This is a genomic window from Secundilactobacillus paracollinoides DSM 15502 = JCM 11969 (assembly GCF_001311135.1).
GTDB classification, from domain to species: Bacteria; Bacillota; Bacilli; order Lactobacillales; family Lactobacillaceae; genus Secundilactobacillus; species Secundilactobacillus paracollinoides.
Map to the genome: position 1 here is coordinate 1 of NZ_BBAG01000038.1, position 11512 is coordinate 11512.

At 46.7% G+C, this 11512-nt stretch carries 11 protein-coding genes and 3 pseudogenes; 2 read left to right on the top strand and 12 right to left on the bottom strand.

Going from position 1 to position 11512, the window contains the following annotated elements; genetic code table 11:
- Positions 1-177: 177 nt before the first annotated feature.
- From JCM11969_RS19165 to JCM11969_RS19190, 7 genes and pseudogenes are all read right to left on the bottom strand, one after another.
- Positions 178-501: a helix-turn-helix transcriptional regulator gene (locus tag JCM11969_RS19165; RefSeq protein WP_225353264.1), complete on the bottom strand. Its 324-nt coding sequence runs from the start codon at positions 499-501 to the stop codon at positions 178-180.
- Positions 502-573: 72 nt separating this feature from the next.
- Positions 574-1041 carry a cupin domain-containing protein gene (locus JCM11969_RS19170; protein WP_225353265.1) on the bottom strand — a complete coding sequence of 156 codons (468 nt, stop codon included), beginning with the start codon at positions 1039-1041 and terminating at the stop codon, positions 574-576.
- Between the two features lie 76 nt (positions 1042-1117).
- Positions 1118-1585: pseudogene (locus JCM11969_RS19175) on the bottom strand (heme-degrading domain-containing protein).
- A 383-nt stretch (positions 1586-1968) separates the two neighbouring features.
- Positions 1969-2220, bottom strand: a complete 252-nt coding sequence (locus JCM11969_RS19180; RefSeq protein WP_225353266.1) for a VOC family protein — start codon at positions 2218-2220, stop codon at positions 1969-1971.
- Positions 2139-2381 (bottom strand): VOC family protein, encoded by a 243-nt coding sequence (locus JCM11969_RS20460; protein WP_369523229.1) that lies wholly within the window; start codon positions 2379-2381, stop codon positions 2139-2141. Before JCM11969_RS20460 ends, JCM11969_RS19180 begins: the two co-directional genes overlap by 82 nt.
- A 22-nt stretch (positions 2382-2403) precedes the next feature.
- Positions 2404-2991, bottom strand: a complete 588-nt coding sequence (locus tag JCM11969_RS19185; protein ID WP_263850062.1) for a Gfo/Idh/MocA family oxidoreductase — start codon at positions 2989-2991, stop codon at positions 2404-2406.
- Between the two features lie 118 nt (positions 2992-3109).
- The gene (locus JCM11969_RS19190; RefSeq protein WP_225353267.1) at positions 3110-3541 is read right to left on the bottom strand and encodes a Gfo/Idh/MocA family protein; all 432 of its coding nucleotides are present in this window, start codon (positions 3539-3541) and stop codon (positions 3110-3112) included.
- A 330-nt stretch (positions 3542-3871) separates the two neighbouring features.
- Here JCM11969_RS19190 and JCM11969_RS11515 point away from each other — a divergent pair, with 330 nt between their 5' ends.
- Positions 3872-4600: a DUF554 domain-containing protein gene (locus JCM11969_RS11515; protein WP_225353268.1), complete on the top strand. Its 729-nt coding sequence runs from the start codon at positions 3872-3874 to the stop codon at positions 4598-4600.
- A 1043-nt stretch (positions 4601-5643) separates the two neighbouring features.
- Here JCM11969_RS11515 and JCM11969_RS11525 read toward each other — a convergent pair.
- From JCM11969_RS11525 to JCM11969_RS11545, 5 genes and pseudogenes are all read right to left on the bottom strand, one after another.
- A complete protein-coding gene (locus tag JCM11969_RS11525; RefSeq protein WP_054711390.1) occupies positions 5644-6240 on the bottom strand; it encodes a TetR/AcrR family transcriptional regulator in 597 nt (198 codons plus the stop codon).
- Between the two features lie 401 nt (positions 6241-6641).
- The gene (locus JCM11969_RS11530) at positions 6642-6989 is read right to left on the bottom strand and encodes a hypothetical protein (RefSeq protein WP_054711392.1); all 348 of its coding nucleotides are present in this window, start codon (positions 6987-6989) and stop codon (positions 6642-6644) included.
- Positions 6990-6992: 3 nt separating this feature from the next.
- Entirely contained in the window at positions 6993-7262 is a 270-nt protein-coding gene (locus JCM11969_RS11535; protein WP_054711394.1) for a TetR/AcrR family transcriptional regulator, read from the bottom strand.
- A gap of 106 nt (positions 7263-7368) precedes the next feature.
- A pseudogene (locus JCM11969_RS11540) lies at positions 7369-8738 on the bottom strand (Nramp family divalent metal transporter).
- 419 nt (positions 8739-9157) lie between these two features.
- Positions 9158-9742, bottom strand: coding sequence for a uracil-DNA glycosylase family protein (locus JCM11969_RS11545; RefSeq protein ID WP_054711396.1), 585 nt, complete (start codon positions 9740-9742; stop codon positions 9158-9160).
- Positions 9743-9959: 217 nt separating this feature from the next.
- On the opposite strand from JCM11969_RS11545, the pseudogene JCM11969_RS11550 reads away from it, so the two are divergent.
- Positions 9960-11206 (top strand): annotated as a pseudogene (locus JCM11969_RS11550) (MFS transporter).
- Positions 11207-11512: the final 306 nt, after the last annotated feature.

Below are 11512 nucleotides of genomic sequence, written 5' to 3' on the forward strand. Positions count from 1 at the left end.
CACTAAAGGTCATGACTTGGACTTTGTGGGTGATTTTATTGAGTAACTTTTGGCAGCTGTGCTCCCTTGTTACATGGACTAAACGCGTTCCGCAAGGCTGAGGGCTCCTGTGTAAGCAACTCTGGTCACAAAAGTCAGAACCGGACTTTTCTGACCAGAGTTGCTTACACTCCGCCCTCAAAGTGCCTTGCTCCACGCTCTGCTCCACGCTCTCGGCGCCACCCCAAAATGCTTCTTAAACTCCCTACTAAAATGACTGGCATCCGAATAAGCCAATCTTTCTGCTACTTGACTGATTTGTGTTTGCGGTTGGCGCAGCAAATTTTTTGCCGCTTCCAGCTTCAAATCGATCAAATAAGCCTGCGGGGATTTTTGGTAGAACTTTCGGAACAGATCCAGCGCGTAGCTTGGGCTAATGTTGTATTTTGACACGATCTTAGCTACCGAAATATGGGTAGGCTCGCTCGCATAATAGATCTGGTTATCCAACTGTTTCTTCATGTCACCCGCAATTTTTTGGCACAACAAGAACTGGTTGATGTTGGTTTCGCGGACGTCAAAATGCGTGTCTTTTTACACCATATTGACCAGAAACGCAATCAGGTTGATCATCGTCACTTGGATGTTGAGCTTATCCGTCAAACTATACTCGGGTCGAAACTGATCAATCAGCTGTAATGCGTGTCGTTTCAGCCCCTCGTACGCTTCGTCGCCAGCCTTGATGATCCGGTTGGAGAACTGTCTAGTCAACAAATATTTAAGCGTGGGTTCTTCAAGGTTAAAGTGCACCGCAAAGTAGGTCAGCGGGGTCTCACCAATCGCAAAATTATTGTGCCGGATGCCATAAGGAATAATGATGAACTCGCCAGCGTGAACAACCAGCTCACCAATTTCGGACTCCGTGCGCTGGGTTCCCGCGATGATGTACATCAGTTCAAAAGCGAGATGTGCTTCGGGTTTCCAGTGCCAGCCGGGCTGCACCGTTTCTTTATGCCCGCCAAACAATGTAAATTGCGTGTTGATCAGTGGTAATCGCTCCATGATGGCCCTCCTCATTGCACCTTACTAGTTATTAACTGTCCCTAGTTTACAACGAGCAGTCTCGGTTGCCAACGGCCTACTTGATTGGTGTCAAAAACGCGGTTAGTTCGTCAACGATCAACTGGTGGTCTTCCTCTGAAGCCATCCCGGAAACGGCAATCGTGCCAATCAACCCAGTGTCCTTTAAAACCACCGGAAAACAACCGCCAGCAGCCGCAAACTGGTACTTGTTAACAAGAAGCTTCTTCAATTGAACGCCCTTGAGCGGTCATTTCAAGCTGTTTATGAAGCTGCTGACGCCGAACTGATACACAACGTTGATTTTACGTTTCAGCCACTCATCGTTATCAATTGCGGTTCCTGGTAATGCGGCGTGAAAGAGCTGCTGGCGACAACGTGTAATATCGATTGTCACTGCGGCGTGCCGTTCTTGTGCCAGTGCTACCAGTTGATTACCGATTGCGAGCGCTGTTTGGTTATCGAATTTTGTGAACTGAAGGGTTGCTTCTTCGGCAACTACTTCGGCCATTGTTGGCATTTTCATTTGTTGATCCTCCTGGTTTTGTTAGTGGTTAAACAAAAAAATTAACTGTGAAGTCTTTCTTTGTAACCGTGCCGAAACGTGTTTCGAAAAACTGAAAGCTGCATGTAAGCCAACTCTGGCAAAAATGCTTAGTGCTGGCATTGCTTTGTGGGTCTCTGTCCTCGAGCCGAAACGCGTTTCGGAAAACAGAAAGCTGCATGTAAGCCAACTCTGGCAAAAATGCCCAAGTACAGGCATTTCTGTGTGGGTCTCTGTCCTCGAGCCGAAACGCGTTTCACGAGGCAAGGGGCGGAGCATAAGGCACTTCGACCCAAAAAGTCAGACCCGGACTTTTCGGGTCAAAGTACCTTATGCTCCGCCCCTTAACCGCCTCGTTCCACGCTCTACCTCATTTGCAACGACTTCCCCGTACACTGCATAAACTCAATCTGATTGCCATCCGGATCCGAGCTCCACAACTGATAGGAGTAATCTGGGCCATACTTGATTTCACTATCGACCGCAAGACCCTTGGCCTCCAAGTCGCGCTTTGTTTGCTGGATGTCGTCGACTTCTAAACTGATGTGCAAAAAGCCGTCCAGATCATAGCCGTGAGTCGCTTTTGGCTGGTTGTCCGGGTCGTAAAAGAGTTCCAAGAATTGTCCCGGTGTGATCTCCAGATACTTGATCCACGGGCGCCTTGGTCATCTTGAAGTTCAAATTTATCGGTGAATCCCAAACCATCGCAGTAGTATGCAACGGCCTTTGCCATATCGGTTACTTTAAATGATGCGTGCGCAATGCGTTTAATTGTCATGATGTTCTCTCCTTAATGTCGTTTAGAATGCCAGAGCACTTTCCTGCGTTGGTCCCCAGAAACCGCGGTCCACATAGCCCGTAAGCAGCGCCTCTGGACGGTCGAACGTAGATTGAAGCTCATAGATCTGCCCAGTCGTTGCACTGATATACATGCCATGAATCAGCTCAAACACGTGGTAGGCCATGGTCATGCTTGCGCGGTGCGGCCGGTCTTGGCGAATTGCCCAAGCCATCTCAGCTGCACCTAATCCACGCGAGTTTTCGCGGTAGCCGTGGGTAAATGGAAAGGCTGTTCGCTCATTTTGCGGTTTTTGCAGATAGTTTTGCGAATCAAAGTTGTTCGGATCCCCCGTATTGAGCGTGCCGTCCGACCCGTAAATATCAAGTTGCGGCACCTCAGTTAAAATGTTCTCGGAATTAAAATGAACGGTCGCTAACGTCCCATTCGCATATTCAACGACTGCCGTGAGAATGTTATCAGCAGCGACCGTTGACTTCTCACCAAACCATGGCTTATCGACGCGCTTACCAACGCGGTCAGGCTGATATTTACGGCCGAAACTGGTTACCCGTTTCGCAGGGCCAAGAATGTTGGCCAGCGCCGTCATGTAGTAACAGCCGGTATCAAATGGCAGTGACCCGCCGGCTGATTCATGTGCGGAAAGATATCCGCATAAACGTCGAAGTCACGGTTCAGTGACACGACTGCTGACAACGGTGTGCCAATTAAGCCTTATCCACGATGTACCGTGCCGTTTGAATACCAGCACCCAAGAACGTATCTGGCGCCACGCCCAAACGAACATGATGGGCTTCCGCAAGGTCACAGAGTTCCTGTCCCTGTTTAAGGTCAACCGCAATCATCTTTTCGGAAAAGACGTGCTTATCATGTAACAGTGCTTGTTTCGTGACCTCGTAATGCGCTGCAGGGTTAGTTAAATTAATGATCATGTCGATCGATGGATCATCAAGAATGGCCTCGTAACTCATGGGTTTTAAGCCGTACTTTTCCGCCTGCGTATTCATCCGCGCCTCATCGCGGTCATAGCACGCAACCGGCTCAATGATCTTGAATTTTTCTTGCAGGGATTGAATATAAATGTCGCTGATGACACCGCAGCCAATAATAGCCGCATTTAGCGCGTTAATTTCCATCATTTACCTCCTATTGCTAGAGACAGATTTTCTCCAGCATTAAAGTAACCGCTTACATTTTACATAGTAATAAATTTATCCATTAAAAAAGGGGCTGATTCGTACAAATATAGCCCTAATTCACAGTCACAAAATTACAAAATTGGCACGGCATTGTAAAAATCTCGCTGTGTTTGCCGGCTTTAACTGGGTAGTTATTTAGCAAAACGATTCATTTTCAGTCAAAAAACACCTGCGACAGCCCCACTAACTCGTAATTGTCTCGACTATCAAACACGTGGTACACTTAGTCAATATGGTCAGTTTCTGACCATTTAAACGTGACATAGAGAGGTGAGCATCATTTACATAGTAGGTATCGGCACCATTGTGAACACTGCAGCCGTCCTGGTAGGCGGTTTGATCGGCTACATTTTTCAGCAGCTGCTAAACGATAAGCTGCAAAAAACAATTATTCAGGCCATTGGCGTTGCTGTCATTTTCATTGGTATTGCCGGCGTTTTAAGTCAAATGCTGGTTGTTAAACACGGCCAGGTGGGCACCCATGGTACCTTGATGGCCACCATCTCGCTTGTGGTCGGGTCTTTGATCGGTGAACTGATCGACATTGACCACCAGTTTATTAAATTGGGCGACTGGTTGCGGCGCAAGGTTGGCGCTAAGAGTGACTCCCTGTTCATTGAAGGCTTCGTCAGTGCCACACTGACCATTTGTATTGGGGCAATGGCCATTATCGGTTCGTTGCAGGACGCTGTGAACCACGACCCAACGATGCTGTTTACAAAGGCGATTCTGGACGGCGTTATCGTTGCCATTTATGCAGCGAGTTTTGGTGTGGGCGCAATTTTCAGCAGCATTCCACTCTTTATTTTCCAAATGAGCATCACTTTACTGGCAGTCTTCATCAACCAGTTCCTCACAACCGCGATGACAAACGGCATTTCGTTGGTGGGATCGATGATGATCTTTTGTATCGGCATTAATCTGCTGTTGGATACTAAGGTCAGGGTCGCGAATATGTTGCCGGCGTTGCTGGTGGTGGTGGGATATGCAATGGTGTAGAGTGTGGAGGAGGCCGTTTAGGGGGCGGAGCGTAAGTAGCTTTCGGCAGAAATTCCCGAACTTGGAATTTGTGCCGGAAGCTGCTTACGCAGTAGCCCCCTGGCCTCTGGAACACGTTTCGGCTACGTGGCCGAGAAACGCGGTGCCAAAAGCAATCGGTGAGTTGAAACCACGACTCACAACTGATAAATCCAAAACTATTTTCAACCGTGAGCATAAAAAGACATCCACAAAGAGCTGGTGAACCAGCCCTTGCGGGTGTCTTTTTCGTTTTGTATTCAATTCGTTTTCCGGGTCCTATCAACCGAGTTATTTCGGCTACTGCGCTTTCTATTTACGTAGCCTAAATGAGTTACAGAAAATTATTGTAGAACTGACGCTAGCCTAATAGTCATAATCGGGAGTCAGCATTTTTGGCAACCGCGTTATTTCGGCTACTGCGCTTCCAATTTACGTAGCCGAAACGTGTTCCAGAAGGCAGAGGGCTCCTGCAGAAGCCAACTCTGGCAAAAAATCCAGACCCAGGATTTTCTGCCAGAGTTAGCTTCTGCTCCGCCCTCTAACCGCCTTCTTCCACACTCTGCCTTCTTCCACACTCTTTCCACAAAAAAGACCCTCCAGCCCCTAAAGCCTTTGCGTCTTTTTTTATGTTGGTCCCATGTCTGAGACACGCTTATATTGTTAAGCTTCTATTCGAAAACCTTTTTAAATTACACCCTCGTTGAATAACGCCCCCCCGTTATTCACACAAGATCCCCCGGATAACTCCAATTATCCATCTTGCAATGATGTGACTCATTTCAAAGGTCAAAGTAGTGCTTTATATAAGCCAACTCCTATGTGATAAACCTGAATACTCACAACTCATCGTAGCTTAGACTCAATTCACTATCACTTTATGGGTCTATCATATCGAGAACTCGAATGACCTTCAACCAACAATTCAATTAAAATTGTTTCATTTTAACTACAAGAAAAGTCAAACAAATCCTAATATAATGCGGGTTTCAGCGGGATAAAGTCCTTGTTAAAAATAGTACTAATTATTTTGTATCCGGATTCTTCTCTTTATCCGGATCTGATATTTCTTCTAATATTTGCCACGGACCGTTTAATATCAGACGCTTCATATTTTGCTCCAGCGGGACAACCAACTTAGGATCCGGGTTGCTGGCAATGAAGCCAATCGTATACATCACCGCGCCGCTCAGCGACGACTTAGCAAAATTAGCTGCCATAATATCTAAATCGTTTTTCATTTTTAATTGGAACTTGGCATCCACTGCCCGGTCGATCTCTTGGCGCAACCGGCGTTCAAACCGCGGATCACCGTTGACGCTCAGCAGTGTCCGAATGGTCACCGCATGGGCGCGACAAAATTCAAATTTAGCCTCTAACGCATCGTTTTCAAGATTAAAGATACCAAACTGTTTTCGAAAGACCATGAATTTCGCAATAAAGTCATCCTCAACGCTTCGAATCAAGTCGTACTTATCATCATAGCAGCGGTAAAAGGTGCTCCGGTTAAGGTGACTCTGCTTAACCAAGTCATTCACCGTAATGTTAGCAAATGGCTTCGAAGTCAGTAACGCGAGCATCGCCTTTTGCAGTTCACGCCGCGTGTGATTTTTCTTTAACATCTTTTTCCCGCCCCCTTTAATTCGTAATCTTACTGTACCACGTTAACAAAAAAATAAGTGCCACAATTATACGTAAAGTGTTCGATAACTATCAGTCGATAGGACCCGTATACCTCAACTATACCACGAGAAACATCAGTGTGGAAGAAAGGCCGCAGTACTTACTTCTGTACTGCTCAGACGGTTTCTTAAACTTATATCAAGCATAAGTGATTATCTGTGACGAAACCTTAACAGCGCACTAACAGACATCTGGTCACCCTGATTTTCACAATCCAACAGTCCAACTGCGGCAGTGCATAATTTTAAGCCGGTGTCACAAAAAAACCATCAGCAAAATTCACGCTTGGAATTTTACTGATGGCGTTGTGTTGATGCGACAACCAGATGTTGGGCATCCTTTAAGCTTCAATTTGACTAAGCAACAATTGAATTTGCGGCCGTAACGCTGACTTCAAACTGCCATCCAACTGACGATCGTTTTTAATCAGCAATTGGTCATAAATCAATTTCTGGAAAATAGCGAGCAAGACTTGAGCCAATGCCGGTGCTTGTTCGGCAGGCACATGGAAGGCTCCCGTCATATTGATCAACCCGTCTGATAGCTGACCAGCTAATGCGTCTAACGTATCTAACAGCCAGTTTGCCTGTTTATCAGACAGGAGCGGCCGTTCTCGAATCGTGATCATGAAGGATTGATAAAGCTGTTCGTCGCTAAAGTTTGCCCAGATTTTTTCGAAGCACGCCATTAACTAATCCTCAAGATCAGCCGACGAATTGATGTTGCGAAAGCTAAACTTTGCGGTACTCAGACGCGCCATCACCCCTTCGTAAACGATGGTGTCTAGAATCTGCCATTTGCCGTGTGGAAAGTAGTAATACATCAGTCCCTCGGCAATGCCGGCCTCCTGATTGATTTTGCGGGTCGTTGTGGCTTCAAACCCATTTGTTGCAAACATTTCGCGGGCAATCCGCACAATTTTTTCTTTCTGGGCGTCACCCTTTGAATCTGTCTTCATCATACTTGAGCCTCTCGTCCTTTCGTCCAGTTATGGTGTGTGCTGCTGGGTAATTCTTATAAGAAAAGCCAGAGCGAGAATCGTGTCAGCTCTGACTTTGCGTTCATTTTTAGAATAAGCCAATGATTTCGTCAAACAGCAGGTAGATGTTCAATCCAATCAAGACGACTGTTGAGATCCAAGCGGCGTACTTGACCCACGGACGATTAGCAAACTCGCCCATGATCTTCTTATCACTCGTGAAGATCACCAGTGGGATAATGGCGAACGGTAATGCGATACTCAGGAACACTTGTGATGCCGTTAGAAGGCTTTCGATCTTTGCTTCATTACCCTTGTAGATAATGGCGAAGATCAACACTGGTGTGACTGAGAGCAACCGGGTCACTAACCGTTGAACCCATAATGGCACCCGTAGTCGGATGAACCCTTCCATGATAATTTGCCCTGCCAAGGTCCCAGTAATGGTTGAAGATTGACCTGATGATAACAGGGCAATGGCGAACAGCATACTGAGCATTGGCTGGCAATGGCACCAACCACTTGGCTGTTGCTCAATGCGTTGAACAAATCAACGAACCGACCGAGTGAGCTGTTGGTACCGAAGAACAATGCGGCACCCAGAATCAGGAGCAAACTGTTTACAATGAAGGCGATGAACAATTGCATGTTCGAATCGATCGTTGAGAACTTGATAGCCTTCTTGATATCATTGTGGTCGGACCGGTCTAATTGCCGGGTTTGTGAAATTGAAGACCCAAGGTATAAGTCATGGGGCATAACGGTCGCACCCACGATCCCTAAGGACAGGTACAACATTGAGTGGTTCGTCAGAATACCGCTGGTTGGCACGTACCCCTTGATAATGCCACTCATACTTGGGTTAGAAAGGGCAACTTCGTAAGCGAAGACCAGTAGGATGACAGCGACCAGCGTGGCCACAATGGCCTCGATCTTTCTGAACCCTAACTTCATCAAAACTAACAGTAACAAGACATCGGCAGCCGTAATCAGAATACCGATAATCAGTGGAATCTTGAATAGCAATTCTAACGCAATCCCAGAACCAATAATTTCTGCAACATCCGTTGCCATAATAGCTAATTCAGCAATCACCCAGAGAACAATTCCCATTCCCTTAGATGTCCGCTCCCGTGTGAGTTGGGCAAGATCCTTACCAGTAACGATCCCCAACTTAGCAGACATTGCTTGCAGTAACATCGCAATCAAACTTGAAATCAAGATGACTGATAGCAGTCGGTACTTAAACTGGGCACCACCTGAAATTGATGTGATCCAGTTCCCTGGATCCATGTACCCAACGGCAATCAGGATCCCAGGCCCCGTGTAGGCCATCAGGGTCTTGAAGAACCCCGCATTCTTTGGCACCTTAACACTGCCATTCACTTCATCCAGACTCTTACCATCACCCGATACCCCTTGTACCAGGTTGTTGTGCTTCGTAGTATCGTCTTTCATCATTTATAGAACCTCTTTTCTATGGGCTTAGAAATTCGGTTGACATTCAGCAAAGTAAGTATTGATCTAACCTTAAGCGCATCTGTTTAAAATTATATCAACAACCTATTTCACTGGTCCAAACATTCAAAGCAAACTCTATTATATTTTCAAACTGACTGAGCGCATGCTCAATTTTCAATACTTAATATACACCCTTTAAAATTAAACACAAGTATTTTTCTCACCTTTTTTCATGTTTATTTTTATGGGTACCTAAACTTCATGTAAGGCGTAACCGATTACATCGAATCGATGCCTTTCTTCACTGGTATCATCAGTCTTCTGTAGCATGACGAACTGATCGCAAGACCCAAGAAAAAGACCTTTAACCGGTCTTTTTTGACTCCCTATAGTTAACTGACGACTCTAATAACCCACTATTTTCTGAAAACGTCAGCCACTTCTGCCTGCAACGCTGGGACAACTTCTGCTTCAAACCACGGGTGCTGCTTTAACCACCCATAGTTTAACGGTGACGGGTGCACCAACGGAAAATATTCAGGCATGTAGTCTGCGTAATGTTTGACCGTTTCCGATAAATTCTTCTGGCGCCGTTTTTGGAGGTAATACTTCTGCGCGTATTGACCGATCAGCAGATTCAACTTAATATTCGGCATCAATGCCAGCAATGGCGCGTGCCACTTTTCAGCAAAGCCCTTGCGTGGCGGCAGATCGCCCCGAACACCTTTTCCCGGGAAATAAAAGTCGAGTGGTAACACCGCAACCTTCCCAGAATTGTAAAACTGCTCACGCGTAACGCCCATCCAGTCACGAAGCCGGTCGCCGCTTGGATCATCCCAGAAAAGCATCGATTCCTGCGCCCGCCGACTAGGTGCCTGACTGGTGATCAGAATCTCAGCTTCCGGCATCACTTTGTACAGCGGTTGAATCCCTGCCTTAGTAAATGCTTCATTCTGCGGGTCATCTTGAATTGCCTGAAATATGTCGTCTGCCTTTGTCATACGCCACCTCCGTTGTTTACGAACCAGTGTACCGACTTCTGGTTGCTGGTGCAAGCAAGGCGTCACCTAACCGGAATATGTCAGTTGTGTTAAATTTAGATTTTTATTATAATAACGATTACATTTTATTGACTTTTGGGTAATAAAGACTATCGTTATTGATAATGTATTTATTGACGACCATAAACATGGAACATGAACGAAAGCTGGCGCACACATGAACGTCTTACGTAGTACTTTTTCATCGCTTCAAAACCGAAATTTCCGTTACTTCTGGTTCGGCCAATGTATTTCGGTCATGGGCACTTGGATCCAACGGACTGCGCAAACTTGGCTCGTCTATCAGATGACCGGTTCAGCATTTCTGGTTGGCGTCCTAACGGCATGCCAATTTGTCCCGATCCTTCTTTTAACGCTGGTTGCCGGGACCGTTATTGACCGGTATCCCAAGAAACGCATCTTATTGTTAACCCAATTTGGGTTTCTGCTCTTAGGATTAGCCATGACGGTGCTCATTTACACCAAGTTAGTCCAGTATTGGGAAATCCTAGCCATTGCCATTCTCTACGGGATCCTTCAAAGTTTCGATACCCCAACCCGTCAGTCTTACGTTGTTGAGCTCGTCGGCCAGAAGGACCTGATGAACGGGATTTCGTTAAATTCCACCCTATTCAACATGGCCAAAATCGTCGGCCCTTCTCTGGCCGGGATCTTAATGGCCCAATTCAGCGTTGGCTTTTGTTTCCTCGTGAACACGATCAGTTACTTCGCTGTGCTGCTTGGTCTCTTTTTGATTCACCAGACCAAACCACTGGCATCCCGCTCCCGTCAGCGGATGTGGTCCGATGTGAAGTACGGTCTCAGCTATGTTTGGCACCAGCCGAACATCCGACTCAGCGCCGAATTAATGCTGGTGGTGTCCACGCTGAACTTTAACAACAACGTCATCATTCCTATTTTTGCAAAACGGTGCTGCATTCCGGCGCGCAAGTCTATGCAAATCTGCTGTCCGCCAGTGGGATCGGGTCGCTCATCGCGGCCTTCCTCATGAGCTATCTGTCTCGGTTCGGGCTGCAACGGAACATCTACCTGTTCGTGACAGCCGGTACCGTCTGTCTGCAAACGCTGATGCTGTTTGTCCACACCTACTGGCTGGCCATGCTGGTCATGGTGGCCGTCGGATTCTGTAACATGATCTTCTTGAACCAGTCTAACGCCTCATTCCAATACAGTATTCCGGATAATCTGCGTGGTCGTGTCATGAGCGTGTACGTCCTGCTGAATCAGGGCACAACGCCGATCGGCAGCATTTTCGTGGGTGCCGTCATGGATATCGCAGGTGGTATCTGGGGCTTCCCATCATGTGGGATCCTTGCTATCGTGCTGTTGATTCCGGTGGTCTTTAGTCAGCGGAAGTTGATTGGGAGTTGGGTTAGAGGCGAGAGTGTGGAGCAGGGCGATTAAGGGGCAGAATGTAACGGACTCTGGCAGAAATGCCCGAATTTGGCATTTTTGCCAGAGTCCGTTACATGGCCGCCCCTTGCCCTGCGGAACACGTTTGGGCAATGTCGCATAGAAAGCCTGTTGCCTGAAAAGCCTTGTTACCTGGAAACACCTGAAAAATCAAACGCAAAAAGCACCAAGAGACCAATTGATCTCTCGGTGCTTTTTCTGTTTCTTTTTTCAGAGCTAATAATGTTAGGTTTAGATTTAGACCACTCACTTAACCAATACCGGTTAGATGCACGTCTTTCTAGGCCTCATAGTGGA

Coding starts and splice junctions, on each gene's coding strand:
- JCM11969_RS19165 (WP_225353264.1), bottom strand. CDS start 501: ATGAAGAAACAGTTGGATAACCAGATCTATTATGCGAGCGAGCCTACC.
- JCM11969_RS19170 (WP_225353265.1), bottom strand. CDS start 1,041: ATGGAGCGATTACCACTGATCAACACGCAATTTACATTGTTTGGCGGG.
- JCM11969_RS20460 (WP_369523229.1), bottom strand. CDS start 2,381: ATGACAATTAAACGCATTGCGCACGCATCATTTAAAGTAACCGATATG.
- JCM11969_RS19185 (WP_263850062.1), bottom strand. CDS start 2,991: ATGACGGCGCTGGCCAACATTCTTGGCCCTGCGAAACGGGTAACCAGT.
- JCM11969_RS19190 (WP_225353267.1), bottom strand. CDS start 3,541: ATGATGGAAATTAACGCGCTAAATGCGGCTATTATTGGCTGCGGTGTC.
- JCM11969_RS11525 (WP_054711390.1), bottom strand. CDS start 6,240: ATGTTAAAGAAAAATCACACGCGGCGTGAACTGCAAAAGGCGATGCTC.
- JCM11969_RS11530 (WP_054711392.1), bottom strand. CDS start 6,989: ATGGCGTGCTTCGAAAAAATCTGGGCAAACTTTAGCGACGAACAGCTT.
- JCM11969_RS11535 (WP_054711394.1), bottom strand. CDS start 7,262: ATGATGAAGACAGATTCAAAGGGTGACGCCCAGAAAGAAAAAATTGTG.
- JCM11969_RS11545 (WP_054711396.1), bottom strand. CDS start 9,742: ATGACAAAGGCAGACGACATATTTCAGGCAATTCAAGATGACCCGCAG.